This is a genomic window from Streptomyces sp. NPDC087859 (assembly GCF_044742595.1).
Classification (GTDB): domain Bacteria; phylum Actinomycetota; class Actinomycetes; order Streptomycetales; family Streptomycetaceae; genus Streptomyces; species Streptomyces canus_F.
The window spans coordinates 57,246-82,025 of sequence record NZ_JBIUUU010000031.1; the positions used below are offsets into that span (position 1 = coordinate 57,246).

At 69.6% G+C, this 24,780-nt stretch carries 24 protein-coding genes and 5 pseudogenes; 10 read left to right on the plus strand and 19 right to left on the minus strand.

Annotated elements, in window-relative coordinates; genetic code table 11:
* Window positions 1-177: 177 nt before the first annotated feature.
* From ACIOHP_RS46775 to ACIOHP_RS46820, 10 genes are all read right to left on the minus strand, one after another.
* Window positions 178-1,263 (minus strand): MSMEG_0565 family glycosyltransferase, encoded by a 1,086-nt coding sequence (locus ACIOHP_RS46775; RefSeq protein WP_401897485.1) that lies wholly within the window; start codon window positions 1,261-1,263, stop codon window positions 178-180.
* Window positions 1,260-2,096: a carbon-nitrogen hydrolase family protein gene (locus ACIOHP_RS46780; RefSeq protein WP_401897487.1), complete on the minus strand. Its 837-nt coding sequence runs from the start codon at window positions 2,094-2,096 to the stop codon at window positions 1,260-1,262. The genes ACIOHP_RS46775 and ACIOHP_RS46780 overlap by 4 nt, the downstream gene beginning before the upstream one ends.
* A complete protein-coding gene (locus ACIOHP_RS46785) occupies window positions 2,093-2,941 on the minus strand; it encodes a carbon-nitrogen hydrolase family protein (protein WP_361559025.1) in 849 nt (282 codons plus the stop codon). Before ACIOHP_RS46785 ends, ACIOHP_RS46780 begins: the two co-directional genes overlap by 4 nt.
* On the minus strand, window positions 2,938-4,476 hold the full coding sequence (locus tag ACIOHP_RS46790; protein WP_401897488.1) for an MSMEG_0567/sll0787 family protein: 1,539 nt from the start codon (window positions 4,474-4,476) through the stop codon (window positions 2,938-2,940). The genes ACIOHP_RS46785 and ACIOHP_RS46790 overlap by 4 nt, the downstream gene beginning before the upstream one ends.
* A complete protein-coding gene (locus ACIOHP_RS46795; protein WP_401897489.1) occupies window positions 4,446-5,537 on the minus strand; it encodes an MSMEG_0568 family radical SAM protein in 1,092 nt (363 codons plus the stop codon). Before ACIOHP_RS46795 ends, ACIOHP_RS46790 begins: the two co-directional genes overlap by 31 nt.
* Before the next feature lie 10 nt (window positions 5,538-5,547).
* On the minus strand, window positions 5,548-6,069 hold the full coding sequence (locus ACIOHP_RS46800; protein WP_361559034.1) for an MSMEG_0572/Sll0783 family nitrogen starvation response protein: 522 nt from the start codon (window positions 6,067-6,069) through the stop codon (window positions 5,548-5,550).
* Between the two features lie 61 nt (window positions 6,070-6,130).
* A complete protein-coding gene (locus tag ACIOHP_RS46805) occupies window positions 6,131-6,946 on the minus strand; it encodes an amidohydrolase family protein (protein WP_401897491.1) in 816 nt (271 codons plus the stop codon).
* Window positions 6,947-6,961: 15 nt separating this feature from the next.
* Window positions 6,962-8,272: an MSMEG_0569 family flavin-dependent oxidoreductase gene (locus ACIOHP_RS46810; RefSeq protein ID WP_401897493.1), complete on the minus strand. Its 1,311-nt coding sequence runs from the start codon at window positions 8,270-8,272 to the stop codon at window positions 6,962-6,964.
* Complete coding sequence (locus ACIOHP_RS46815; RefSeq protein ID WP_401897494.1) at window positions 8,269-8,574, minus strand: MSMEG_0570 family nitrogen starvation response protein; 306 nt, start codon at window positions 8,572-8,574, stop codon at window positions 8,269-8,271. The genes ACIOHP_RS46810 and ACIOHP_RS46815 overlap by 4 nt, the downstream gene beginning before the upstream one ends.
* A gap of 200 nt (window positions 8,575-8,774) precedes the next feature.
* Window positions 8,775-9,188 (minus strand): helix-turn-helix domain-containing protein, encoded by a 414-nt coding sequence (locus tag ACIOHP_RS46820; protein ID WP_401897496.1) that lies wholly within the window; start codon window positions 9,186-9,188, stop codon window positions 8,775-8,777.
* Window positions 9,189-9,294: 106 nt separating this feature from the next.
* Between ACIOHP_RS46820 and ACIOHP_RS46825 the strand changes: the two genes are divergently transcribed.
* The 4 genes and pseudogenes from ACIOHP_RS46825 (at window position 9,295) to ACIOHP_RS46840 (ending at window position 12,557) form a co-directional block, all read left to right on the plus strand.
* Window positions 9,295-9,720 carry a hypothetical protein gene (locus tag ACIOHP_RS46825; protein WP_401897499.1) on the plus strand — a complete coding sequence of 142 codons (426 nt, stop codon included), beginning with the start codon at window positions 9,295-9,297 and terminating at the stop codon, window positions 9,718-9,720.
* Between the two features lie 246 nt (window positions 9,721-9,966).
* The gene (locus tag ACIOHP_RS46830) at window positions 9,967-10,473 is read left to right on the plus strand and encodes a hypothetical protein (protein ID WP_401897500.1); all 507 of its coding nucleotides are present in this window, start codon (window positions 9,967-9,969) and stop codon (window positions 10,471-10,473) included.
* Window positions 10,474-10,510: 37 nt separating this feature from the next.
* Window positions 10,511-10,699 (plus strand): annotated as a pseudogene (locus tag ACIOHP_RS46835) (ATP-binding protein); the annotation flags it as partial.
* A 235-nt stretch (window positions 10,700-10,934) separates the two neighbouring features.
* Window positions 10,935-12,557, plus strand: coding sequence for an IS4 family transposase (locus ACIOHP_RS46840; RefSeq protein WP_401897502.1), 1,623 nt, complete (start codon window positions 10,935-10,937; stop codon window positions 12,555-12,557).
* Window positions 12,558-12,687: 130 nt separating this feature from the next.
* On the opposite strand, the gene ACIOHP_RS46845 is transcribed toward ACIOHP_RS46840, so the two are convergent.
* The 3 genes and pseudogenes from ACIOHP_RS46845 to ACIOHP_RS46855 form a co-directional block, all read right to left on the minus strand.
* Window positions 12,688-13,251: a dihydrofolate reductase family protein gene (locus tag ACIOHP_RS46845; RefSeq protein WP_069757968.1), complete on the minus strand. Its 564-nt coding sequence runs from the start codon at window positions 13,249-13,251 to the stop codon at window positions 12,688-12,690.
* A 377-nt stretch (window positions 13,252-13,628) separates the two neighbouring features.
* Window positions 13,629-14,655: pseudogene (locus ACIOHP_RS46850) on the minus strand (IS481 family transposase).
* 5 nt (window positions 14,656-14,660) lie between these two features.
* Window positions 14,661-15,476 carry an NAD(P)H-binding protein gene (locus ACIOHP_RS46855; RefSeq protein ID WP_401897505.1) on the minus strand — a complete coding sequence of 272 codons (816 nt, stop codon included), beginning with the start codon at window positions 15,474-15,476 and terminating at the stop codon, window positions 14,661-14,663.
* 87 nt (window positions 15,477-15,563) lie between these two features.
* On the opposite strand from ACIOHP_RS46855, the gene ACIOHP_RS46860 reads away from it, so the two are divergent.
* Both ACIOHP_RS46860 and ACIOHP_RS46865 read left to right on the plus strand, forming a co-directional pair.
* Window positions 15,564-15,986 carry a winged helix-turn-helix transcriptional regulator gene (locus tag ACIOHP_RS46860; protein WP_401897507.1) on the plus strand — a complete coding sequence of 141 codons (423 nt, stop codon included), beginning with the start codon at window positions 15,564-15,566 and terminating at the stop codon, window positions 15,984-15,986.
* A 105-nt stretch (window positions 15,987-16,091) separates the two neighbouring features.
* A pseudogene (locus tag ACIOHP_RS46865) lies at window positions 16,092-16,211 on the plus strand (dienelactone hydrolase family protein); the annotation flags it as partial.
* 56 nt (window positions 16,212-16,267) lie between these two features.
* Here ACIOHP_RS46865 and ACIOHP_RS46870 read toward each other — a convergent pair.
* Both ACIOHP_RS46870 and ACIOHP_RS46875 read right to left on the minus strand, forming a co-directional pair.
* Window positions 16,268-16,717, minus strand: a pseudogene (locus ACIOHP_RS46870) (2-keto-4-pentenoate hydratase); the annotation flags it as partial.
* A 408-nt stretch (window positions 16,718-17,125) separates the two neighbouring features.
* The gene (locus ACIOHP_RS46875) at window positions 17,126-18,757 is read right to left on the minus strand and encodes an MFS transporter (protein ID WP_401897509.1); all 1,632 of its coding nucleotides are present in this window, start codon (window positions 18,755-18,757) and stop codon (window positions 17,126-17,128) included.
* 293 nt (window positions 18,758-19,050) lie between these two features.
* Here ACIOHP_RS46875 and ACIOHP_RS46880 point away from each other — a divergent pair, with 293 nt between their 5' ends.
* The gene (locus tag ACIOHP_RS46880; RefSeq protein ID WP_401897553.1) at window positions 19,051-19,635 is read left to right on the plus strand and encodes a TetR/AcrR family transcriptional regulator; all 585 of its coding nucleotides are present in this window, start codon (window positions 19,051-19,053) and stop codon (window positions 19,633-19,635) included.
* 395 nt (window positions 19,636-20,030) lie between these two features.
* On the opposite strand, the gene ACIOHP_RS46885 is transcribed toward ACIOHP_RS46880, so the two are convergent.
* A complete protein-coding gene (locus ACIOHP_RS46885) occupies window positions 20,031-20,681 on the minus strand; it encodes a TetR/AcrR family transcriptional regulator (protein ID WP_401897511.1) in 651 nt (216 codons plus the stop codon).
* Window positions 20,682-20,920: 239 nt separating this feature from the next.
* Window positions 20,921-21,247: pseudogene (locus ACIOHP_RS46890) on the minus strand (GH32 C-terminal domain-containing protein); the annotation flags it as partial.
* 82 nt (window positions 21,248-21,329) lie between these two features.
* Here ACIOHP_RS46890 and ACIOHP_RS46895 point away from each other — a divergent pair.
* From ACIOHP_RS46895 to ACIOHP_RS46905, 3 genes are all read left to right on the plus strand, one after another.
* Window positions 21,330-21,602 carry a recombinase family protein gene (locus tag ACIOHP_RS46895; RefSeq protein WP_401897514.1) on the plus strand — a complete coding sequence of 91 codons (273 nt, stop codon included), beginning with the start codon at window positions 21,330-21,332 and terminating at the stop codon, window positions 21,600-21,602.
* Complete coding sequence (locus tag ACIOHP_RS46900) at window positions 21,566-21,814, plus strand: resolvase (protein WP_401897516.1); 249 nt, start codon at window positions 21,566-21,568, stop codon at window positions 21,812-21,814. The genes ACIOHP_RS46895 and ACIOHP_RS46900 overlap by 37 nt, the downstream gene beginning before the upstream one ends.
* A 168-nt stretch (window positions 21,815-21,982) precedes the next feature.
* Window positions 21,983-22,114, plus strand: a complete 132-nt coding sequence (locus ACIOHP_RS46905; protein WP_401897519.1) for a hypothetical protein — start codon at window positions 21,983-21,985, stop codon at window positions 22,112-22,114.
* 249 nt (window positions 22,115-22,363) lie between these two features.
* Here ACIOHP_RS46905 and ACIOHP_RS46910 read toward each other — a convergent pair whose 3' ends face one another.
* Together ACIOHP_RS46910 and ACIOHP_RS46915 are read right to left on the minus strand one after the other, a co-directional pair.
* Entirely contained in the window at window positions 22,364-23,371 is a 1,008-nt protein-coding gene (locus ACIOHP_RS46910) for an NAD(P)H-binding protein (protein ID WP_401897522.1), read from the minus strand.
* Window positions 23,372-23,659: 288 nt separating this feature from the next.
* Complete coding sequence (locus ACIOHP_RS46915; protein WP_401897524.1) at window positions 23,660-24,604, minus strand: alpha/beta fold hydrolase; 945 nt, start codon at window positions 24,602-24,604, stop codon at window positions 23,660-23,662.
* Window positions 24,605-24,780: the final 176 nt, after the last annotated feature.

The window sequence follows — 24,780 nt, forward strand, 5'->3', positions numbered from 1 at the left end:
CTCCAGCTGCTTCTCGATACCTCCCGCCCAGGGATTTCGAGACCCAGCACCACCGATCCCATGCCGCCATGAACGCTGCCTCACATCACGCACACCGGCCGCTGCGGAACTCGGGGCAGCTCACGGCGATGGGCGATCAGTTACCCGGCACATGTCCGTCGAAGCGGCGCGGAGCGCTCAGGTCAGGGAGCGGTAGAAGTCCAGGTGGCGTCGGGCGGCTGCGTTCCAGGTGTGGCGGGCGGCCAGTTCGCGGCCCGCGGCCCGCCTGACCGGGTCGTGCCGTGTGAGGGCTCGGCCGAGTTCGTCGGCGAGGCCTTCCGGGGTGGCTCCGAAGCGGGCGACGGGGCCGAAGACCTCGCGTAGGACGGGGAGGTCGCGGACGACCAGCGGCACCCCCGCGGCCAGCGCCTCCATCGCGGCGAGTCCGAAGCCCTCCTTGAGGGACGGGAAGGCGAAGGCGTCGGCGGCGGCGACCAGGGACGGGAGTTGCTCGTCGGGTACCGGTCCGAGGACGACGGGTTCGACGCCGAGTTCGCACGCCCGGGTCTCCCAACGGGCGCGATATTCCCGGTAGTCGAAGAGGGTCTCGCCGCCCGCGACCACCAGCCGTACGCCGGGATGGTCGATCCGCAGGAGCGCGTACGCCTCTAGCAGGTCGAGGGAGCCCTTGCGGGGCTCGATACCGCCGACGGTGAGGACGTAGGGGCCGAGGCGGGCGTGCCAGGCCTCTCGGTCCGCCGGGTCGGTGGCCGCGAAGCGGTCGTAGGCCACGCCGTTGGGGATCACCTGCGCCTTGATGCCCCAGCCCGCGGTGAGTTCGTCCGCGACCGCGCGCGAGACACAGATGTGGGCATGCGGCTCGACGACGGCCCGTTCGTGGCAGGCCGCCAGTTCGGGGGTGGTGAACTGGTCGAGGTGGTGCACGGTGCGGACGCAGCGGCCGCCCACCGCGTTGGCACTGATGCAGTCCTGGGCGTGGACGATGTCGTAGGTCGCCGCGAAGGGTTCGAAGGCGTCGCCGAGGACGGCGATGGAGCGCAGGATGCGCTCGCCGACGGTCTCGCCCGCGGGGCCGTCGGGGAACGGCACGATCCGTACGCGCACATCTGGGCCGACCTCGCGGAAGAAGCCGGAGTCGCCTCCCCGCCCCAGCGACCAGACCGTGACGTCCTGCGCTGCCGCCGCGAGCGCCTCGGCGAGGGCGAGGGTGTGCACGACGCCGCCGCGCGGCTTGGTGGAATAGCTGAGGAGGGCGATGTTCACGCGCGGGTCTCCCGGTAGGCGGTAGGGCGCCGTTCGTCGAGGTGGCGCAGGATGCGGCGGGCGCGGTCGATCTCTTCGGCGACGTCGACCTCGGCGACCGCGAGGCCTGCTTTGGCCCAGGTACGGGCGAGGATGTCGCCGCCGGGGCCGACGACCTTGGACTGGCCCAGGAAGCGCATGCCGCCCATGGCGCCGGTCTGGTTGGAGGAGGCGAGGACGACCTGGTTCTCGGCGGCGCGGGACTGGTCGTAGAGGTCGAACAGCTTGGCCTGGCGGTCCTGGGCCATGCGCGGGGCGCGGTTGGTGATGCTGGTGGGCCACGCGGACAGACAGGCGAGGATCTCCGCGCCGTCCAACGCCAGCGACCGTGCGGACTCCGGGAACGTCTTGTCGTAGTCGATGAGCATGCCGAGCCGGCCGACCGGGGTGTCGAAGGCGTCGAAGCGGTCGCCCGGCGCGTAGGCGGCGACTTCACCGGCCGGGAGGTGGACTTTGCGGTGGCGGCCGAGGATCCCGTCGCCGCTGACGCAGACGGCTGCGTTGTAGCGCTCGTCGCCGCCGTCCTCGCAGTATCCGACGCAGACCACCATCTCGGCTGCCAGGCGGGCGACGTGAAGGATCAGCGGGTCGTCCGGCTTGAGGGCTGGGGGCAGCGCCTCCGGGTCGGGGTGGCGCAGGTCGGCGAGGTAGCCGCCGAGCGCGGCGTCGGGCAGGACCAGCAGCCCGGCCCCCGAGGACCGGGCGTCGTCGATGAGTTTCGCGATGCGCGCGAGGTCGAACTCCAGGTCGCGGCCGAAGTGGGCGGCGGCGGCCGCGATCCGGATCGTGCTCATGTCCTGCCTGCTCCTGCGTAGGTGTAGGTTTCCGGGCGCCGGTCGCGCAGGTGCCCCATCGAGCGGCGGGCGGTCTCCAGGGCCTGGGCGACGTCGAGTTCTGCGATCGCCAGGCCGGCTTCGACACCGGTGTCGGCGAGGATGTCGCCGCCCGGGTCGACGACCTTGGCGCTGCCGACGAAGCGTAGCGACCCGAAGGTACCCGCCTGGTTCGCGGACACCCACACGATCTGGTTCTCCAGTGCACGGGCCCGGTCGAAGAGGTCGAAGCGGCGCTTCCAGCGGTCACCGGCGAGGTCGGTCACGGCGTTGGTGCGCGAGCCCGGCCAGGCCGAGACGACCACACCTATCTCGGCGCCGTCCAGGGCCAGCGCCCTCGCGGACTCCGGGAACGCCTTGTCGTAGCAGATCATCATGCCGATCCGCCCGACCGGCGTGTCGAAGGCATGGAAACGGTCGCCGGAGGCGTAGCTGGCGTCCTCGCTGAGCGGCTGGTGGACCTTGCGGTGGTTGCCGAGGACGCCGTCGCCGTTGACGCACACCACGCTGTTGTAGCGGGCTTCACCGGCCGCTTCGCAGTAGCCGGCGACGACCGTCATCTCGCCTGCCAGGGTGGCCAGTCGGCGGATCTCGGGGCCGTGGAGTGCGAGGGCGGGCGGGCCCTCGTCCAGTTCGCTGTCGTCGTCGAGACTCAGCAGATACCCGCCGAGGCACGCCTCCGGCAGCGCCAGCAGTTGTACGCCCTCGGCCCGGGCCTCCTTGATCAGCCGCTCGGCGATCGCGAAGTCCTCTTCCAGGTCACGGCCGAACTGGGCGGCCACGGCCGCCATACGCAGGGTGCTCATGCGGTCCCCATCCCGGTCACCGTGGAGGTGACCGCTTCTGTGATCTCTCCATCGGGCCAGCGCAGCCCGACCCCCTGTCCTTCTGTCAGCTCCCCGCAGACGGCGCCCATCGCGGGTCCGGCCGACAGGGGCGGGGCGCCCGGCATGTCGGTGGTGAGCATCGCGAAACCCGGAAAGCAGGTCAGCCAGTCGCCCATGGAGGCCGTATCCGGTCGGGGCACGGCGGCCACGTCGAGCACCGCCCCGCAGCCGCTCGCCTCGGCGAGCATGCCGAGGGTCCCGACGATCCCCGCCATCGACACGTCCTTGGCGGCGGCGGGCCTCGCGGCGGCCACCGCGCCGGTCATCGTGCGCAGTTCGTCCGTACGACGGTGGCTGGTGGAGTCCCACTGGCGGCCCCGGTAACCCGCGCGCCAGCTCCCGCCGAGGTCTGCGGTCAGGCGTACGGCATGTCCGGGACGCCCGCCGCCGCCCGGCACCGGCTGGTCGGTGCGGCCCAGGGCCGTCACCGACAGGGCGGCGGGCACGCCGAGTTGGGTGTGCCCGCCGAGGACCGGCACGCCGTACGCCTGCGCCGCGCGCCCCAGTCCGGCGAGGATCCGTGCGGCGTGCGCGGCGTCCTTCGCGCCCACGGCGTCGAGCAGTCCGAGCGGTGAGGCACCCATCGCCGCAAGGTCGTTGACGTTCACGAGGACCGAACACCAGCCCGCCCACTCGGGATCGCGCTCGACCATGGACGGCACGATCGCGTCGCAGGCGGCGATCACGTCCGTGCCGGGGACCGGGGCCCCGTCATCGCCTACGAAGCCGGGTCCGCCGGGGACGGACCGCGCGCTGGTTCCCAGGGCCCCGCCGACCGGGTCCCGGCCGAGGGCGCGGGCCGCCGCTGTGGGGAGGGCCGCGAGGAGTGGCCCGAGGGGCGCCTTGGTGGCCGCCACGAGATCCGCGATCCGCCCGATCGGCCAGCGCATCAGCACGTGTGGCGCGTCGGCGACCGTCGTCTCCCGCACCCGGTGCCAGCCGAGCCGCCTGAAGAGGACTTCGTTGCGGAGCTGGACCGTCGCGTCGAAACGCAGCACGCCCTCGGCCTCCGCCCGGGCGCAGGCCGCCCGGACGAGTGCGGCGCCGATGCCGTGCGGGCCACGGGCGCCGGGGGCGACGACGAGCCGGCCGCCGGCCCACCAGCCGATGTCGGGGCCGTCGGCGACAGGGCCGAGTCGTACGCCGCCGACGACGGTGCCGGCGTGGTCCCTGGCCACCAGCACGAGCGTACGAGGGTCGGCGTCGCGGTCGTCGAGGTCGTGGCCCGTGAACAGGCCCTGTACGTGGACGAACGCGTCCCGGCGCAGTCGGAGATAGGCGGCCACCTCACCTGTGTCAGCGGCCTGTTCGATGTGGAACGCGGGCCGGCGAGCGAGTGTGCTGCGGTCGCCGAGGAGCGCCAGGATGTCGACCGGCCAGTCCGCCGCAGGCGGTGCCGTGGAGCCGTCGAGGTTCACGGCCATCAGCCGCCCGCCGTCTTCAGCACGCTGCACGCCCCGCAGGCCGCGCAGCCGGCCTGCTGGTCGGCGCCGCTCATCGCGGCGGCGCGCAGTTTCGCGGCGACGCCCTCGGTGACGTACCGCAGCACCGATGCGCTCGGGGCACCGACCCCGTCACGGGCGGCGAGCGTGCCGCCCATCGGACGGAAGGGCACGACGAACGGGTACACGCCCCGGTCGATCAACTGCCCCGCACCCGCGATGAGTTCGTCGGGATCCTCGCCCAGGCCGATGAGCAGGTACGTGGAGACCCGGTTGGGTCCGAAGACGCGGACGGCCTCGTCCCACGCCGCCTCGTACTCGGACATCGGGACGGTGGACTTGCCGGGCATCCAGTGGCGCCGCACCTCGTCGTCGAGGGATTCGACGTGGATGCCGATGGCGGTGGCCCCGGCCGCGTGCAGCTCGCGGATCCAGGACAGGTCGCCGGGCGGTTCGCACTGCACCTGGATGGGCAGTCCGGGTACCGCTTCCAGTACGGCTCGCACGGACCGTACGAGATTCCGTGCGCCCCGGTCCGGTCCGGTCGTCGTGCCCGTGGTCATCACCATCTGCTGCACACCGTCCAACCGCACCGCCGCTTCGGCTACTTCGGCAAGCTGGGCGGGAGTCTTGGCGGCGACCGTCGCTCCGGAGCGCAGCGACTCCTCGATGGTGCAGAAGCGGCAGCGGTCGGACTCGGCGTAGCGGATACAGGTCTGGACGATGGTGGTGGCGAGGACGTCGGCGCCGTGCAGACGGGCGATCTGTTCGTAGCGGATGCCGTCTGCGGTCGTCAGGTCGTAGAACCTCGGACGCTGTACGGCCTTGAACGTGAGCCCGGTCTCCTCGTCTCCGAGCCACACCTTGCCGTCGCGTACGGAGTAGGGGCTGTCGGGGTTGGTGGGCAGCGCGGCGTTGGCACCGTCGACGAGGACGTGTCCGTCGTCGCTGGGCCCCGCGCCGTCCGGCCGTCGCACAGGCGCGTCCAACGCGACGCCGTGCAGGGCCAGTTCGGCGCGGGTCATGATCCGCACGTCCACCGCCGTACTGGTCGTATCGGTGCCAACGCTCACGGCGTGCCCCTTACAGCTGGTAGGTCGAGTTGATGATGGCGCCCTTGCGCGCGTAGTGGATCAGCGCGTCCTGGACGTCGAGGGGGTGGGTGGGGATGACGCCCTCGATGAGGTCCTCCTCGCGGGCGCCGTGCAGGGACAGGCCGAAGCGGCAGCAGAAGACCTTGCCGCCCTCGGCGATGAACGTCTTGAGCTGGTTGTTGATGTTGTGCTCGCCGGGGAAGGCAGAGTTGCCGACCGTCGGGAAGCCGCGCGTGGCAAGGCAGTTCAGGGAGCCGGGGCCGTAGAAGTAGATGGCCGTCTCGAAGCCCTTGCGCAGTGCGCGGGTGGCCTGGAGCACGGCGACGAAGGAGACCGAGGACTCGTGGGCGATGCCGTGGACGAGGGTGAAGTAGGTCTCGCCGTCCTCGGCCATGTAGTCGGGGAAGACCTTGGTGGCGCCGTAGATGCTGGTGCCCTCGGGCAGAGACGGGTGGGGGATCTCGTTGAGGGACTTCTGCTCGATCTCGGAGAGTTCGACGGTTTCGGACATGGATGTCTCCCTGGATGCGGTGTGGTGGAGGTCGCTGTAGGCGGTCTGGTGGGGTCGGTGGTCAGTCGTAGAGCGCGGCGAACGTGCCCCGGAAAACCAGTTCGCCGAGTTCGCCGCCGCCGGTCGCTTCGGCGAGCCGGGCGTACTCGCCCGTGAAGTCGCCCCACGGCTGGTCGCTGGCGAAGAGCACGCGGTCGTGACCGATGCCGCGGCGCTCGATCTCCTGGGCCAGCCAGCGGGGAGTGAACCCGATGGCCCAGGAGAGGTCGGTGTAGACGCGCTTGCCGCCTTCGATCCAGTCGAAGAAGCGTGAACCGACAAGCTTGATGTGGCCGCTCATCCCGCCGCCGAAGTGCACGAGATGGACGGGGACTTGGTCGCCGTACCAGTCCACCAGGTTGCCGACCTCGTCGATGTCGGAGGCCGCGCCGGGTGACGTGTGGACGTGGACGACCAGGCCGTGCCGGCCGGCCTCCTGGAAAATCCGGTCCAGCATCGGACGGCAGGCCGGATCGGTAGGGCGCCCGCCCAGCAGGAAGCTCAGCTTCAGCGCCTTCACGCCTCGCTCCCCCGCCAGGGCGAGGGCGCGCTCGGTGCGCTCCGCGTCCTCCGGGCGCGGCGAGACCCACAGTCCGGCCCGGACACGGTCGTCGCTCTGAGCGGCCTCGACGGCCAACTCGTTGAAGGAGAAGGCGAGCGCGGGGTCGGGGACACCGTAGTTGGGGATGACCAGGGCGCGTTCGGTGCCCTCCGCGTCCAGGTCGGCGATCAGCTGCTTGACCGTGGCGCGGGCGGTGGTATCGGGGTTGACGGGCGGGCCGCCGTAGAAGGGGTAGGCGGGCAGGACACCGATGTGGCGGTGTGCGTCGAAGACCATGACCGGATACGTCCTTCAGCCGATCGGGAGCGCGGAGGTGAGTTCCGTGGGGGCGCCGGTGAGGGTGCCGCAGACGTCGGCCATGCGGCGCGAGACATCGATGTGGTTCGCCAGGAACTCGGCGTCCCGGCCCACCGCCTCAAAGCGCCCGGAACCCCAGGAGTACTGCCAGGGCAGGCCCAGGAAGTGCAGGCCGGGGGTACTGGTGGCGCCCCGCCAGTGCATCGGGTAGCCGCGGCCGTCGAAGACGGGTGCCTCGATCCACCGGTGGTCACGGCGGAACCCGGTCGACCAGACGACCGAGGTGATGCCGGCCTCGGCCAGGTCCAGCGCCTCGGGCTGCTCGGAGGGTTCCCACACCGGGACGTAGCGGGGCTCGTCGGGAGTCTGGATCCCCCGTGCGGTGATGAACGCGTCGATGCTGTCCTTGATGCCTTCGGCGACGGCGTCCGCCCGGTCGAGGTTGACCTTCAGGTCGTCGGCGAAGGCGAGTGCCGTGCCGTCGATGCCGGTCAGCCGCCCGTACAGGCGCATTCCGTCACGGGCGAAGGCCCGCAGGTCGATGTCGCGGCCACCATCGCGTCCGGTGACGTAGTGGTTGACCCGCATCCGGACAGCGCCGGCGTCGTCGAACTCGTCGATGCCCTTGTTGTAGTAGCCCATGTCGTCCAGCCAGGCGACGCAGTCGCGGCCGCGGTAGAAACGGGCGACCCGCGGTGCGCCGCCGACGGCCAGGTGGACCTGTCGGCCGGCCAGGTGCAGGTCCTCGGCGATCTGGCCGCCGGACTGCCCGGTGCCGACCACCAGGACGCCGCCCGCGGGCAGTTGATCCGGGTTACGGTAGCGCGAGGAGTGGATCTGCTCGATGTTCGCGGGCAGCCGCTCGGCCAGACGCGGAACGGACGGCGTATGGTACGGGCCGGTGGCCACGACCACCTGATCGGCAGTGAACTCCCCCTCGCTGGTAGCGAGTTCGAAAACGCCACCGGCACCCCGGCGCAGTCCGGTGACGGACACCCCCTCCACCAGCGGGGGCCGGAAGTGGGCCACGTAATCCTCCAGGTAGCGGACGATCTCGTCGCGGACCATGAAGCCGTCGGGGTCGCTGCCCTGGTACGGGTAACCGGGCAGCTTGCACTGCCAGTTGGGGGTCACCAGACAGAACGAGTCCCAGCGACGCTCGCGCCACTCGTGGCCGACCCGGTGCCGCTCCACGACGACATGGTCGATGCCGCGTTCGCGCAGGCAGTAACTGACCGACAGTCCCGCCTGACCGCCGCCGACGACCGCCACCGGGTAGTGGGCCCCGGCCAGCCGGGGGCTCACCGTGCGCTCCCGTCGGCGTTGCTCAGGGCTTCGACGGTGACCTCGGGCCGGTCCAGGGAGGCATACGCGGCCGCGGTCTCCTCGATCTGCGCCAGCTGGTCGAAGGCCCCGGTGCACACGAACCCGTACTTCTCGCGGACCCGCTCGCTCGCGATACCGAGCGCCGTCCGGCTCCGCTCCAGGAAATCCCCGAGTTCGTACACGCCACCTGTGGTGAGATAGTCCTCGATTACCGTGGAAGGTGAGTAGCAACGCTGGGTCTCGCCGTCGGGCCAGCGCACATGGAAATACAGCTCAGGCATGAAATCCTCCATGCGGGGCGCCGAGGTTTTGAGGCCTCGCCGCTGCTTGTGAAGACCACTCCAGCCAGCGGGAATTACCGAATGAGGTCATCCGGAATAAAGCAGGGTTACGGAATTCTCACCACGCACATGCATTCGACTGCACGGAATTGCCTCAGAGGCAAGAATGGCGGCGCAAAAGAACTCCAGCCAGGGAGAATTCAACTTTCCGGGGTCCGGGAAACGGGTCGGGAAGCCAGTAGGTCATCCGGTCGGGCACCGCGGCGAAGGTGATCAGACCGGTCCGATGTCGCCCTGGTCGATCTGCCGGGCCAGGTCGTGCAGGTGGACCGCGAGCTGGAGTCCCAGGGCGTTGTCGGGCCGCTGCCAGCCTGTCCGAGCAGCCCGCCGATGCGCTCGATCCGCTTGAGAAGCGTGTCGGTGTGGATGTGCAGGGCGCGGACGATGCCGGCGACGTTGCGGGAGCGGGCGAAGCAGGCGGTGAAGGTGCCCACGAGGTCGGTTCCCCGCTCGTCGTAGGCGGCGATCCGGCCGACGGCCCCGAGTTCCGGACGCCAGGGACGAGGCGTCGGCGATGAGGAATGATCAGGAAACGGCTCCTGACCCTGGTCCAAGATCAACCTTTTCGCTAGCATCCGTTCGCTCTCGATTCACCTGCGTCCGACGCCCGTTGCACTCGCCGGCCGCAGGTGCGCCACCGTCAATCAGAGGATCACCAGGATGAAGAAGCACTCCAAGCTCATAGGCGCCGCTGCCGCAGGCATGCTGGCCGTACTCGCGGTGGCCGCCCCCGCCTCCGCCTCTACCTACACCGTCACCTACCCCGGCCCCCACGCCGGCGACCTGTGCACCGATGAGCCGAACTACTGTGACGGGTCCGCGTCGTTCGTCCGTGACGGCGAGCACCTGCTGGTCTGGGACAACAATGCCGACGGCCACTCGGTGATGGTCATGTACTACCGGTCCGACAGCGGCAACACGCAGATCAGAGACTGGAACCAGTATGGATATGGATCCCGGCTTGACATCAACATGAGCCTTCCGGAGTCCGGCTGGGTCGAGTACCGGGTCTGCCTCGGTGAATACCCCACCCAAACCTACGACATGAACTCGTGTTCGGGCTGGCTGCACGAGAGCGCCTCCTGACCCGTTCGCCCGCCAACCGTGGCGAGCGCCGGCTGCCGATCCGCGTGACCGGCAGCCGGTCGCGGTCTGCACCGTCACACGGCGCTGTCCACCAGCGGGCCGGGGCCGAACCAGGCAGTGATCAGCTCACCCTGCGGCAGTCCCGCCAGGTCTCCACCGCCCAGGCCGCCTCGGCCGGCCCGCGCCCCCAGTCGGAAGCCGCCTGGCACAACGCGGTAGCGAGCCTTTCCCACCTCACGCTGACGCGTGGTGAAGGACGAGGAAAGCTCGAGGCAGGTCAAGCAGCCGTTCTCGTCGGCCGCCTGTTTTACTTCGCGCATGAGTACAGCTTTCTGCACCCTCCTCGGCATGGTGATCGGGTCAATAGTCGTGGCATGGCGCGTGCGGCGGACCGCTGCCCGGGCTGCAGCAGGGGCCGTCGTCTCCTTCCCGGTCGGGGCCAACCTGCCCGCCGAGGGACGCCGATACAGCCTGGGCCGGGTGCAGACCGGACGCGAGTTCCGATGGGAGCCCCGCTGGTCGCGGACGCGGCTGCGCGAACTCCCGACAGACCTGCGATACGTCCGCGCACGCGAAACGACCCTGCGGGAAATGTTGTGGCTCCCGTCCAGCGCGCTGGTGATCGAATGCGAATCCTCCGCCGGGCCGGTACGGCTGTGGGCCCACACCCAACAGGCGGTACAGGTGGTGGAGATGATCCGCCGTACAGAGGCCCCGAACGTGAACAGCCCAGGACACCCACGCAACGCCTGAACACCTGCAACCCCCTGCGCCCATGACATCCCACGCCATGACGGTCCCGGTCGAGCAGTACTGACACGAAACCAACTCAGGCCTTGCCCAACCTGCCACTCCGCTCCGGCACTTCGTCCTCCCTGCCGATCAGGACACCCTCCGCAGGCGTATCCCAGGCGACACTGCGCTCGGCCCCGACCACCTGTTTCGTCTTCAACACCTTGAGCACTACGCTGGGATGGCTTGATCGTCCGGCGCATCTTGATCGCTGCTGGGCATGGTGATTGGCTGGCGGCATGACTGATCTGGGCCCTGCCGCCTCGCCACCGGGGCCTCCCCCAAGGCCGGGTAGTTAGCTTTTTCGCAGGTCACGCAAGCCAGTTGAAGGATTTCCGACTGAGAACAACGGAGCTCGTTGGTACAGGCAGTCGTCCAAGACAGCTTGTATCCGAGGAGCTCCGTTGCCTTCGCATTGTGTCGTGCCGCCCGCACTGACGACCATCACACGTACGGTTACGGTGGCCGGGGGCCGGTTCGCACCGGGGCATCTGGGAGAGCTGACGGCGGTCGTGCCGTTCGAGCTCGTGGACGCGGTCCTTGCGGAGGCGAGGGCGGTGCAGCGGCGGCTGCGTGATCTTCCGTCGAGGGTCGGGGTCTACTTCCTGCTGGCGATGTGCCTGTTCCCCGAGGTCGGCTACCGGCTGGTCTGGGACAAGCTGACCGCGGGCCTGTCCGGGATGCCCGTGGTCTGTCCGTCGGCGAAGGCGTTGCGTGACCTGCGCCGACGGATCGGCAGCGCACCGGTACGGGAGTTGTTCGAGGTGCTGGCCGGGTTGCTGGCCCGGCCGACGACGCCAGGGGCGCGTTTCGGTCCGTTCCGGATGGTGTCGTTCGACGGCTGCAGTTCGCTGAGGGTCCCCGATTCAGAGCGGAACCGGGCCTGGCTGGGCAGGACTTCGCATCATGGCTATCCGACGCTGGAGCTGATGACGCTGGTCGAGACCGGCACCCGGGCTCTGGTCGGCGCGGTGTTCGGTCCCACTGCTGAGGGCGAGACGAGCTACGCTCGCCGACTGCTGCACCTGCTGCGGCCGGACATGCTGGTGTTGTGGGACAAGGGATTCGACAGCAACGCCTTCCTCGCGCAGGTCACCGACACCGGCGCCCAGGTCTTGGGACGGCTCCGCAACAACCGGCGCACGCCGGTCCTCACCCGCCTCGTCGACGGCTCCTACCTCTCGGTGATCGGCACCGTGAAAGTGCGGGTCATCGACGCACAGATCGCCGTGACCTGCGCGGACGGCACGTCCTTCACCGGGTCCTACCGACTCGTCACCACCTTGACCGACGCCCGCCGTCACCCCGCCACCGCGCTGGTGGGTCTCTATCACCAGCGGTGGGAGCATGAATCGGCGTACTACGCGCTCCGCCACACGATCATGAACGGGCGCAATCTGCGCTCGGGTGACCCGGCCGGCATCGAGCAGGAGATGTGGTCCCTGCTCACGCTCTACCAGGCCCTGCGCACCGTGATGGTCGGTGCCGCCGAGTCCCTCCCCGGCACCGACCCGGACCGCTGCTGTTTCAGCATCGCGCTCCAAACCGCCCGCGACCAGGTCGTCCAGGCCGCCGGCATTGTCACCGCGGACACCGAGCCGGACACGCTCCTCGGGACGATCGGCCGCCGGATCCTGACCGGCCTGCTCCCGCCCCGCCGGCAGCGGGTCAGCACCCGCAAGGTCAAGTCACCGATGTCCCGCTACAGCGAGCGCCACGCCGACGGCCGGCCCGACACCAGCCGCACTGTCACCCGCCTCGACGTCACCGTCCTCGAACCCGTGGATCAACCCCTGCTGCCCACGGCCTCCCGGGACGACCGACACGCCACCTCTGTCGCGCGGCGCCGACACCGCATCCTGGCCCTGCTCCAGGAAGACCCGACGCGACTCTGGCAGCCCCGTGAAATCGCCGCCCAATTCGGCGACATCACCCTGGAAACCATGTACAGACAACTGAATCGGTGGGCCGCCAGCGGCCTCATCCACAAGCTCGGCCCCGGCCTCTACGCCGCAACACCATGGTCTCCAGCCTCACTTGCGTGACCTGCGAAAACGCTAACTACCCGGCCTTGGGGCCTCCCCCTTGATCGTGGACATCGATTCTCATGCAGCCATGGTCACCGTCATGGATCTCTGGTCGTAGGCGATCGGGCAGCTCTGCTGGGCGACCGGATCAGCGACGGACGCGGTAGCGGATGTGGGTGGCCTCCGGCGTGTCGATCACCTGGGCGATCTCCAGCTCGATCTCCGAGGGCAGGACGTCGAACAGTCGTCGTCCGCGGCCGAGCAGCACCGGGATCTGGTGGATCTGCACCTCGTCCAGGACTCCGGCTTCCAGCGCTCGTTGCCCCGTGTACGCACCGCGCACCTGCACGTCCTTGTCGCCGGCGGCGGCCTTGGCCTGGGCCATCGCGCTTTCGATCCCGTCGTTCACGTAGGTCACCAACGGATAGCCCCAGCGGGCGGCCGGGCCGGGCGGGCGGTGACTGGGCACGAAGATCGGGAGGCCTCCATGATCGCCGCCCCAGTGATCCATGAGTTCGGCGGTCCGCCGTCCCGCGAGTACCGCACCGGCCGCGTTCCACTCCTCCTGGAACCGCGCGGCGGTCCGAGCGGACTCGCCTTTGGCGTCGGCCCACTTGTGCAGCCGCTCGCCGTCCTCACCGCCCAGGAAGTCGTCAGGGTCGGCGATGTACCCGTCGAGAGACACCGACATATCGAGCACTGATGTAGACACTTCAATCTCCTGTTGTATCGATCCAGACTGGTTTCCATGCTGTAGACCTGGCATGGCTGCCTTACTCATCGGGCACGGCCTATTGCGAATCACTCGGGTGCCACTCTCGCCGAAGACAGACGCGACACGCCGCGAAACAGCTGTGACTGTCCTTCGGCCTCGAGCCTGGTCTGGATGGACGTCACGAACAACGGCGGGGCCTCGTGGATCCAGCGCGGCCCGTTCTACCTGTCGTCGGCCACGGCAGAATCACGACCGCGGCCTACCCGACCAGCAGCTCGTCGAGCCGAGCCTTCCGTGTCTGCGCGAAGGCGACCATCCCCGTCAGGGAGACCACCATCACCTGCACCCCCTGGCGGTAGCCACCGACGCCCGGTTCAGGACCTGTCCCACCGGCCTTCCACCTGGGTGTACGAGGCCACGATGTTGGTGACGCCGTCACGTAGTCGGGCAGCTGGCGGTTGCCCTCCCGCGCCCCTGTGCGGCCGGTGGTAGTTGTAGTGGACGTTCCACATGTTGAGCGCCTGGCTTCACTGGTCTTCGGATTGCCAGGTCCTGGCGTAGAGGAACTCCTCGGCAAGGATCCGGTTGTATCGCTCTGCCTCGCCGTTGTGGCAGGGCGTGTATGGAGCGATCCGCTGGTGCCGTGACCCGAGGAGAGCCCGAGCGAAGGCGTCGGCTCGGTAGCAGGAGCCGTTGTCGGTGACGATCCGCTCGATGCGGGTGATGCCGTGTGCCGCAAACCAGGCGCGCGCTCTGTGCATGGACGCAATGGCGGTGCTGGCCTTCTCATCGCTCAGCGATTCGGGTAGCGAGTCGGCTGTACCCATCGACGGCCGAGTGCAGGTAGGCGTATCCGGCGCGCTGGCCCTTCCGCTTCCGACGCTCGGCAGCCTTGGCTTGATCGCTCCCTCGACCATGGGCTCGCCAACCGCCGCCGTCGGGGATCCGCCCGACCTCCTTCACGTCGATGTGGACCATGTGTCCGCGCCGGCGGGCTTTGATCCGCCGTGGCTCGCGGTTGGATTCTCCGTTCGGGTCGAGGAACCGGCGGTGGTTCAATCCGAGTGTGTGCGGATGCCGTGAGGCGGTACGGCGGCTGATCGTCCAGCCGTCTTCTGGCAGCTCAAAGGCGATTCGGGAGGTGGACGACTTGTTCCTGCGTCGCAGGTCCTCGAACTGCGCGACGACGTCTGCGCTGGTTGCGGTCGGCTGGCGGGACGGAGTCGAGGACCGGTCGAACAGTCCGAGGTCCCCGTGTTGCCGATAGCGGTTAACTCACCTCGAGGCGCACGCCCGAGAGATGCCCATCTCGGCGGCGACGTGCGCGATTGGTCGGGTGCGGCAGCGTTCGATCAGGCGACGGCGGCCTTCGATGGACAGCGGCGCATTGCGGTGAACCATCCGTGTCAGCCAGCGTCGGGGCGCATCGCGGCCGCGGTGTCCGTGGCGACGGTGAGCGGGTCGGTGAGCGGTCGGCCGAGTAGTTGGGCGAGGTCGGGGCTGGTGGTGCTGAGGAACCCGTGGCGGACGCTGGTCGCGATCGAGGCGAGCATCGGCGGCTGGAACGGCAGTAGCGCCTCGTCGGCGAGGAGTTGGGCCCGGTACTCCCCGAGCCCGATGGTCCGGTGCGCGACTCCGAGGGATGCGGCGATGCCGACGGCACTGATCGGTTCGCCGACCAGGTCGTAGGTCTTGCCAGCGTGCGAAGTCGGGTTGCTGGCCACGACGGCTGCGGCCGCGGCCAGGTCCGCTCGCGCCACAGCGGCGAGCGCGCCGTCGGCGAACGCTGATTCCACGCCGTCAGCAGTCCAGGTCAGGAGCGCCCCGAAGAGTTCGGCGTACAGCCCGTTACGCAGGACCGTCCACCCAAGTCCACTGACCTTGATCAGCTGCTCGGTGACCCGATGGGCGAGCGCGAAGCCGAGGTGGTCACCGCCGCCGGTGAGGCTGGTGTAGACCACGTGGCTCACGCCATCGCGCACCGCAGCGTCCAGAGCTGCCTGATGCCGGGTGATGACCTGGTCGTCCTCGGCGTACCCCGCCGAGACGAAGACCAGCGTGGAAACGCCGGTGAGGTCGAGGCTCGTGGGGTCGTCGAAGTCGAGTCGCCGCTGCCCTTCTGCGGGCGATCGAGTGCCGCCCAGGGCGGGCACGTGGCGCTCGGCCAACTCCTGGAGCGTGAGGGAGGCGAGCTGTCCGTTCGCGCCGGTCACCATGATCATTGTGGTTCTGTCCCCTACCGTGGTTCTCTTCAGTAACTACGGTGAGATCTTCAACCGGCCCAGGTCGCCCCACAAGGAGGCAGTTTCGTGTCAGTGACGCACACCGAGGTAACCGCTGGACCCGCTGAACTCGAACCCTGCGGACAGCAGGACCACCCCGACTGCGGGATCCGCGACGTCCTCGACCGGGTCGGTGACAAGTGGTCGGTCCTCGTCATCGTCGAGCTCGCCAGCGGCCCACAGCGCTTCCGGCAACTTCAGCGCGCCATTGATGGGATCTCTCAGCGCATGCTGACCCTTACGGTGCGCCGGCTGGAGCGAGACGGTCTGGTCCTTCGGACCGTGTATCCGACCGTACCGGCCCAGGTCGACTACAGGCTCACCGAGACGGGCGCAAGCCTGACCCACCTCGTCAAGGCACTTGCCGACTGGTCCCTCGAACACCGGGCCCACATCGCTCGCGCCCGCGAGTCCTACGACAGCGAGCACCCCGACAACGAGATCCGCTGATCAGCGAAACGTCATCAACCGCCTGACCCGCAACATCTAGGCATCGCCCGGCTTAACAACCTGGCACTCACTCAATGACTCCGGTATCCGGCCGACGGTCTGACGATGATCGGGCACCTCTCGCTCCCGACCGGCATCGACCGCCGGCCCGCGGTGCTGCTCGGCCCCGAGGGCACGGGACTCAGCGACGTCGAGCGCCGCCGAGCCGATGCTCTCGCTGAGCTGGCAAGCCCTTCGATGTGCGCGGTGAAATCGTCGCCCTCGGCGGCGACGGCCACCGGGCCGAGCGCACCGGTCAGGACGATGTCGCCGGCCCGCAGCGGGTCGCCGAGCCCGGCGAGGGTGGGGAGGCGAGCCAGAAGGCGGCGGAGAGGGGGACTGCCCAGGCAGTCGGCGGCGGTGCCGTCGCAGACCACCTCGCCGTTCTTGGTGAGGGTCATCGTCACGACCCGCAGGTCGACGCGGTCCAGGGGGACGGGGGTACCGCCGAGGACGTACAGGCCGCAGGAAGCGTTGTCCGCGACGGGGTCGACGATGGTGATGTCCCAGTCGACGATGCGGCTGTCGACGATCTCCAGTGCGGGCAGCGCGAACGTCGTGGCGCGCAACAGGTCGGCGACGGTCGGGGCGCGATGCGGCAGGTCCGTGCCCAGCACCAGGGCGACCTCAGCTTCGACCTTCGGCTGGAGGAGTCGGCCGGGGGCGATCGGCTGACCCTCGGGCACCGCCATGTCGGCGAACAGTGCGCCGAAGTCCGGCTGGTCCACGCCGAGCTGCCGCTGCACGGCGGGGGACGTCAGTCCGATATTGCGGCCCACCAGGCGCCGCCCGGCGGTGACCCCGCGCTCGACGTGCAGGCGCTGCACGGCGGCGTAGCGGCGGTCGCCTGTCGTCGCAGGGCGGCGTCTGCGGCGACCGCCGCGGTCACCTCACGGCCTTGGCCTCCGGGCCGCCCCGGAGGAGAGACTCGGGGCGGCCCGGAGGCCAAGGACGGTGAGGTGTTCCGGCTGAGGATCCGTGTGGCCGTGGACCACGCCCGTGCCCTGCGCGTCTCGCGCCGCCGGGCTCCTGCCCGACGCACCCGGCGGGCGACCTGGCGGATGCGTCTCCGGCGATCCAGTGGACGCCCCGCCAGCGATCTATCGGGTGGCCCCGGTGTGCTCCCTCACAGTCGCCGCCTCGCTCTCCGCCGTCCCGGCGCCCGGCTCGGCGCTCTGCTTCGCGAAGCCGCGCCGACCCGGCAGGATGGCGAGGACGATCAGTGTTCCGGCGGCCATGATGATTGCGCCGATGAGGCTGGTCTGGGCGACTCCGTGGGCGAAGGCCTGGTGGACGGCGTCCACGGCGGCCTGGGCCTGCTGGGGCCCGGCGGAGGGATCCTGCGCGACCCGCTCCGCGACGGCCAGGCCGGCGCCGACCGAGTCCTTGGCGGTCTCCATCGCCTCCGCCGGGAGCCGGTTGCCCACCAGGTCGGTCAGCTCGTCCCGGTAGGCCGTGCCCAGCAGCGAGCCCAGCACCGCGATGCCCAGCGCCCCGCCCAGCTCCAGCGCGGTGTCGTTGACCCCGCCGCCGACGCCCAGCTCGGACTCGGGGAAGGAGCCCATGATCGTGTCGGTCGCCGGGGAGATGGCCAGTCCGAGTGCGAGGCCCAGCATCATCAGCGGCACCAGGAAGTCCCCGTACGTCGACCCCTTGTCGATCTGGGTGAGCAGGAACATGCCCGCCGTGCCGATGGCCATGCCGGTCACGGCCATCACCCTCACCCCCAGCTTCGGGGCGAGCACCCCGGTCACCGCGGACCCGAGGAACACCGCACCGCCCAGCGGCAGCAGCCGTACACCCGTGTCCAGGGCTCCGTAGCCGAGGACGAACTGCAGGAACTGCGTCGAGTAGTAGATCACGGCGAACATGCCGAAGAAGAAGAACATCACCGCGAGCATCGAGCCGCTGAAGGGCCGCAGCGCGAACTTTCGGACGTCCAGCATCGGGTGCGGGTGACGCAGCTCCCAGGCGACGAAGGCGACCAGACCGACACCGGCGACCACGGCGGCGGTGACAGGGCCGACGCCCCAGCCGGAGTGCGGGCCCTCGATGGCGGCGTAGATCAGGGAGCCGACCGTGACGATCGACAGCAGACCACCGACGTAGTCGATCCGGCTCATCCCCTCCGCCTTGGACGGCGGTACCAGGGCGAGCGCGCCGAACACGGCGAGGACGGCGATCGGCACGTTGATCAGGAAGGTCGAGCCCCAGGCGTGGCCCTCAAGCAGCCAGCCGGAGACCAGCGGGCCGACGGCTACCGCCACCCCGGAGGTCGCGGCCCAGGCGGTGATGGCCTTGGCCCGCTCGCTCCGGGGGAAGGTCGCGACCACCAGGGACAGCGTGGCCGGCATCACGACCGCGGCACCCACACCCATGATCGCGCGGGCCACGATGACCAGCGAGGTCTCGTCGACCATGCTCCCCATCACCGAGCCGCCGGCGAAGATCAGCAGACCCAGCACCAGCGCACCGCGCCGGCTGTACTTGTCGCCGATCGCGCCCAGCACCAGCATCAGCGCCGCGTACGGAACGGTGTAGGAGTCGACGACCCACTGCAGATCACTGCTGCTCAGACCCAGGTCGGTGGTCATGTCGGGGGCGGCGACGATCAGCGACGTGTTCGCCATCACCGTGATCAGCAGGCTCAGGCACAGCACGAGCAGCGCCCACCAGCGCCGCGCGTACGGCCCGGTCATCTTCTCCACGGGGGTATTTGCAAGGAAGGGCATCAGTAGCTCCTGAGAGGGACGGGCGGATGAGCGGAAACACTTAATTGCCCATCGATGTGCAGACTAGTTTATTGCCCCTCGGTGTGCAACTATCGCGATGACTCCCTCCTCCCACCCGCCCTCGAGGTACCGACGTGACCAGCCGACCAGCACGAACACCGACGATGAGGCCGAGACGGTCTCCGGCCCGGCCCAACGAGACGCCGCCCCCTCCTGCTCCGACTTCATCCCCCTCACCGACTTCGACCGCGACTTCGGCGCAGCGTCGCGACGCGCGGGCCACCCGTGCTCGGATCCTCGACGCGGCTCGGCGGGAACTGTCCCGCGACCCCGACAGCAGCCTGGAGGACATCGCCGGTGCCGCCGGTGTGGCCCGGCGCACCGTGTACGTCCACTTCGCCGGCCGGGCCGCGCTCGTCGAGGGCCTTGCCGCCGAGGCCGCGGAGGCGATCCGGCGCGCCGTCGCGGGTGCCCCGGCCCCGACTCCCGACGCCGTCGCGGACCTGGCGCGATTCCTCCTCATGGTGTGGCCCGTCGGCGACCGTTACCGCGCCCTCATCCGGCTGGCCCGCGGCCATGACCTCGCACGCGCACGCGTCGACGAACTACTGGCCCCCGCCCGCGACATGGCCACGAGGGTCTTCGCCCACGGCCGCCGACAGGGCGTCTTCCAGACCACCGTCCCGCCCGATCCGCTCGCCCGAGCCATCGAGGCCCAAGTGCTGACCCTGCTCGACTGCGCAGACTGCGGCCTGTGGTCCGACGACGGCACCGGCGCCGCCACCGCCGCCCTCATCGCCGCGGGAGTCGCCCCGGACACAGCCGCCGCGAAGGTCGATCAGGTACGGAAGTCCGGGTCGCCCCCGAGTCCCGTCTGAAGCCCCGTGCCCGTACACCACTCACCCGAATGTCCGCCCCGCACTCCCCGCCCCCGAACTCCCTTTGAAGGAATGGCGGAGGCGACCGCCTTCCTGTCGTACGCGGACCTGTCCTCTGCCTGGAACTGCACCAGGGCTACGGCGCCTCCGGCAACCGCGTCATGTTCAAGGACTTCAAGGTCGCGGGCCGCGTCGCCCTGCCCGAGGCCGGTGAGAAGTTGCTCGTCCAGGTCTTCGCCGAGCCGCTCGCGCCACGGAACATCCCCGACGGCCTCCGACTGCGCTCGGTCACCACCACGGAGCAGGGCCTCACCGCCCACTTCTCCGGCAAGTCGGGCACCTTCCGCCGCGACGATGCCCGGGACACCTCGTCGAACGGGTCAGTCGGAGATAAATCAGGTGCCGTGGGCAGGGAGAGCCGTAGCCATCGCCGACGCGACCTCCTCGACCACCGCGCTCGCCCGATCCTCCGGCACGCCGGCCGCGATGAGGGTGGCCGTGGCGATTCGGTGCCCGTCGTCCTCCAGCGCGCCGGTGTTGACGGACTCCACCAGAGCCACGATCAACGCCATCAGGCCGGCGCTCTGCACGGCCGGTGGCAGATGGGAGTGGAAGACGCCGTCCCGCTGCCCGCGCTCCACGATCCCGGTGACGGCCTCCCGGGCCGGCGCGAGCACCTCGGCGACGCGCTCGGCGCCGAGGTCCCGCCGGGTGAGCGCCAGCAGCATGCGGTAGCGGTCGCCCACGGGCCACATCCGGAGTACGCACCGCGCCAACGCCTGCTCGGCCGACTCCCCCGGCTCCGGCCTGGCCTCCACCGTGTTCCGCAACGTCTCGGCGGCTTCCTCGGCGAGCGCCTCCACCAGCGCCGCCCGCCCCGGGAAGTGCCCGAAGAGGGTGCGCCGGACGACCCCGGCGGCCCGCGCCAGCTCCTCCAGCGTGACATCGGGGTTCCGCCCCAGCTCCTCACGGGCCGTGGCCAGGATGCGCGCCCGGTTGGACCGCGCATTACGGCGCACCGGCTCGCGGGCCACGGGCTTGCTCACGAAGAACCTCGCAGTATCAACGGACGGACGAACGCCCCCCATTTTGTCACGACGAGCCGAAGCCCCCGTATCACGCCCCAGCGGCCGCTGCCTCACGCGGGACCCACCCCACCTCATGGCCCCGAGGCTCGGCCGAAGCGGAACCGAGCGCGCCCGGTGAGGTCCTCGCGCTTGTTCCTCGACCAGAGCCCCGGCGCGCCGGGCGCCGCCGACCTCATCCGTCGCGGCCATCCCACCGGCCGGAACACCGCCTGCCCGTTGATGGTGAGCAGGGCCAGCCCGGTGTCGGACGGGTCGGGGAAGACCGCGGTCGAGTGCGCTTAACGGCCGTCGTCGATGAACATCTCGTCGCACGTGCGGTCGACGAGGACGCGCAGGCAGACCGTGCGGGCGGACAGGTCGAAGGGCGTCCGGCTCTGCTGCCAGCGGCCCGAGGCATCGGGGCGGTGGTGTAACCGCGGTTGACGAAGGCGTAGTCGCCGTAGACCCCCCACGTCGACGTGCCGCCCGCCGTCCTCCGGGCGCCGCAACTGCAGCCCGGCATTCGCCAGTTGGTCCCAGGTCAGTCCTTCTGGTCCCTGTCGGGGATGCCTTGCCGGCGGGAAGGAATGAGGTGCCGGTGCCCGAGGACCACGTCCCGGGGTGGCCGTGGAAGCGGCCCCGGCGGCGTCGACCGCCGAGCCGATCCGGATCGGGTACGCCCGCTGCTCGATCGCGAAGCAGGAGTTGCAGAGCCAGCTCGACGCACTGGGACCGGTCTGCAAGCGAATCTTCTCCGAGAAGATCTCCATCCGGGTCAAGACCCGGCCGGAGCTGGAGAAGGCAAGCTGGCGTACGACATCAAGGAGGCCGCCCCCGGCCAGGAGGTCATCCTCACCGTCCACGTGCTCAAGTGCCTGGCCCGCAACGCCGCCGAGCTGATGGCCCTCTCCGGCCGGCTCCAGGCCGCCGGCATGCAGCTCGAACTTCTCACCGGCCCGCTCAACGGCACCCACGGCCCCGGCGGCATGGGCGCGATGTTCTTCGCCGTCCTGGCCGCCGCCGCCCAGATCGAGCGCAACTACCTCCGGGGTAACCACGGCCACGGCCGAAGGTCATCGACGGCGACATGCTCATCTTCGCCCCCGCCTTGAAGGCAAAGGCGTCCCCGTCCCGAGATCGCGAAGAAGCTGACCATCAAGACCGGTAAGAACGCCGGACAGCACCCCTCGGTCGTCTCCGTCCACCGCGCGCTCGCCGAAGCCGAGGAGACCGGCGCCCCGGCCGGGCCGGAGATCATCGCCCCGCACCGGCCATCCCGGGTGGACGTCACCAAGCCCGGAAACGACACCACCGACGCGGTGGGCACGGTCGTTGAACAGACCGAGAACCAGGCGAACGACATCGTGACCGCGGTGCTCGCGCATGCCCGACACCAAGGGGAGCACGCGTGATCCCCTTGGTGTCGCACCGTACGAAGGGCCCCGGGGCACTCGGAGCCGAACGCCCTGGCCAGATCGGCCCGTTCGACCGCTGGCCCGATCCCCGCGAGGACGAGAACCACGACGAGTCCGACAAGGTTGGTCAGGGGTTACCTGTCACCTGATTCGCCGCTCGTTGACAGCGCCCCTTGTTCGGCCGCCCCGACGCCTGAGAGGCACCCCTCAGGCTGGGGACTCCGGTGTGGTGTAACTCCGAAGCGCTCAGTGGTTCGGAGCACCCACCAGTTCGCCCAGGCGCGTATTGTTCTGCAGCGCCCACCGCACGGTCCGCGGTGGGCGCCCGAGCAGGGTTTCCAGTTGGTCGGAGAGGGCGTCGTACCGCCCGCTGGCGATCAGCCTGGTCTGGATCCTCAGGTGCGCCACCACGTGCCTGGCCGCACCCGGATCGCCCAGGGACTCCTGCAGGACGGTCTCGTCAAGGAAGGCCTCGTTCCAGGCCTCCACTTCCTCAGGGATGTAGGTGACCTCGCGTCCCAGCACGGCTGCGTAGTCCTCAGCGAACCCGTACATGTCCTTCAGCTCCGGGCCGGTGAGCGCGTAGGACTTCGAGATGTGCGGTGCGGGGTCGACCAACACCTTCACGCACACCTCTGCCACGTCGTGAACGGCGATGGGCGCGAGCCGCTGCTTACCGAAGGGCAGGCGCAGTTCACCGTTGCTCAGCGGGCCCTGTTGCATCCAGGTCAGGTGGGGGTTCTCGGCGAACAGAGTCGGACGCACGTTGATGGTCGGCAGGCCGGACCAGTCCAGCACCCGCTCGCAGACCCAGTGGGCCCGCTGCTGTGGTGACCAGTCCGTGACCACTCCGCCGAGCCAGGAATGCCGCTCCTCATCCGGTGCGGTCATCTTCTCGAGCGTCATGTACGACTGCTCGTAGTTGGACAGGTGCACGAAGGCCTCGATGTCGCCCTGGGCTCGCGCCGCCGCGGCCATCACGGTGAGGGCATCGACGTAGTACGGCTGCGGGGTCATGCTGAAGTAGATGCGCTTGACACCCTTCAGCGCGGCGGCCACGTCCGCGAGTTTGAGCAGGTCGCCGACGAAGACCTCGGCCCCGGCCTCGCGCAGCGACTGCGCGCGTTCGTCGTCCCGTCGCACGAACGCGCGCACCGGGTGGCCCTGTTCGAGCAGCATCTCGACCATCAGCCTGCTCACGCCACCGACTTGGCCGCCGGCGCCGGTGATCAGAATGGGATTGCGTTCCGTCATTGTTGTGTCCTTCATCTGGTGGGGGGTGGGTCGGCCGTTCAGAAGGCCGAGGAGGGTGGCGTTGACCTCGGCGCGACGCTCCTGCTGCCTGCTTGCCGGGCATGACTGAAAGCCGTCTGGAAACTGATTGGGTGAGGTGTAGTCGGAGGACGGGGGAAAGCCGTCGACGACGGGGTGTCGTGGCCGGGCACCGTCGTCCCGGCGGCGGCTCGGCTTCGTAGCCACGACCTGCCGCACGGTGAACGGGCGGCTCCGCACGCGCGGAGCTGCCCGTTCGGCATTGAGGGTTCAGGTGCGGGCGGGCGTCGTCTGCAGGAACAGCTCCAGCAGTGCCAGCAGCGTCTCGGGAGCGTCCTCGGTCGGGAAGTGGCCGGCGCCCGGGATCTCGACCACGGGTGCGTCGGGGTAGCTGAGCCGGAACGAGGGGATCACGTACTGGGGCAGCAGTGCGGTGTCACGCATCCCGACGGCCAGCATTGCCGGCACGGCGCGCAGTGCGGCGATGGCTTCCATGGGCGGCGGGCCGGGCGGGGGGCCCTGCGGGCCCTCCAGGACCTGCCGGGGGAAGGCGATGGCACCGCGGGACTCGGCGGGGGTGGGGAAGGGACTGGAGTAGGCGCGGATCCAGGTCGGCGTGGCGATCTCCGGTCGGGCGACATGCTGCAGGTCGATCATCAGCTGGGCAATGGTGTGACCCGCGTTTCCGAGGATCTGCTCGAACGAACCGTCCGCGAGCGCCGACTGGGCCCACTGGAACCACCGGCTCTCGGCGCCGTTGGCCTTCATCAGATCCTCGATGCCTTCGGCGAGAGGCAGCACGGTGTTCAGCGCGAAGATCCGGGAGATCCGGCCGGGATTACGCAGTGCGAACCCGGTGCCGATGGGGCCGCCCCAGTCACGGACCACCAGGGTGATGTCGGTGAGGTCGAGTGTGTCGACGAGCAACGATTCGAGATTCAGGATGTGTTCGCTCGCGTCGTACGTGCGGTCCTGCGGCGTTTCGCTCTTGCCGAAGCCCATGTGGTCGGGAACGACCACGCGATGGATACGTGACAGTGGACCGATCAGGTGGCGCCACTCGTAGCCCCACGTGGGCTCGCCGTGCAGCATGACGATCGTCTGATCGGGCCGTTCGGGGCCTTCGTCGACGTAGTGCTGGCGGACGCCGGCCGCCTCGTTGAAGCGGGCGGGATACGGCCACGTGCCGTCGAACGTCTCGTCAGCAGCAATCACGGGACATCGTGCCTTCCGGTGCGGTGTTGTCCGTACTGACCGCGGTCATGAGGTCCTCCGGAGTATTGGGTCTGAAGCAGCCTTCATCGGCTGGCTCGTTCTTGCGCCGAGCTGCGCGCGACGCCCTGAATGTCATGAGTTCAACGTCCCAACCGCCTGCGCGGCATCGCGATCCT

Bases quoted from the DNA above. Each gene is read 5' to 3' on its own strand.
- ACIOHP_RS46780 (WP_401897487.1), bottom strand. From the start codon at position 2,096: ATGAGCACGATCCGGATCGCGGCCGCCGCCGCCCACTTCGGCCGCGAC.
- ACIOHP_RS46785 (WP_361559025.1), bottom strand. From the start codon at position 2,941: ATGAGCACCCTGCGTATGGCGGCCGTGGCCGCCCAGTTCGGCCGTGAC.
- ACIOHP_RS46800 (WP_361559034.1), bottom strand. From the start codon at position 6,069: ATGTCCGAAACCGTCGAACTCTCCGAGATCGAGCAGAAGTCCCTCAAC.
- ACIOHP_RS46805 (WP_401897491.1), bottom strand. From the start codon at position 6,946: ATGGTCTTCGACGCACACCGCCACATCGGTGTCCTGCCCGCCTACCCC.
- ACIOHP_RS46815 (WP_401897494.1), bottom strand. From the start codon at position 8,574: ATGCCTGAGCTGTATTTCCATGTGCGCTGGCCCGACGGCGAGACCCAG.
- ACIOHP_RS46825 (WP_401897499.1), top strand. From the start codon at position 9,295: ATGAAGAAGCACTCCAAGCTCATAGGCGCCGCTGCCGCAGGCATGCTG.
- ACIOHP_RS46855 (WP_401897505.1), bottom strand. From the start codon at position 15,476: ATGATCATGGTGACCGGCGCGAACGGACAGCTCGCCTCCCTCACGCTC.
- ACIOHP_RS46875 (WP_401897509.1), bottom strand. From the start codon at position 18,757: ATGCCCTTCCTTGCAAATACCCCCGTGGAGAAGATGACCGGGCCGTAC.
- ACIOHP_RS46910 (WP_401897522.1), bottom strand. From the start codon at position 23,371: ATGACGGAACGCAATCCCATTCTGATCACCGGCGCCGGCGGCCAAGTC.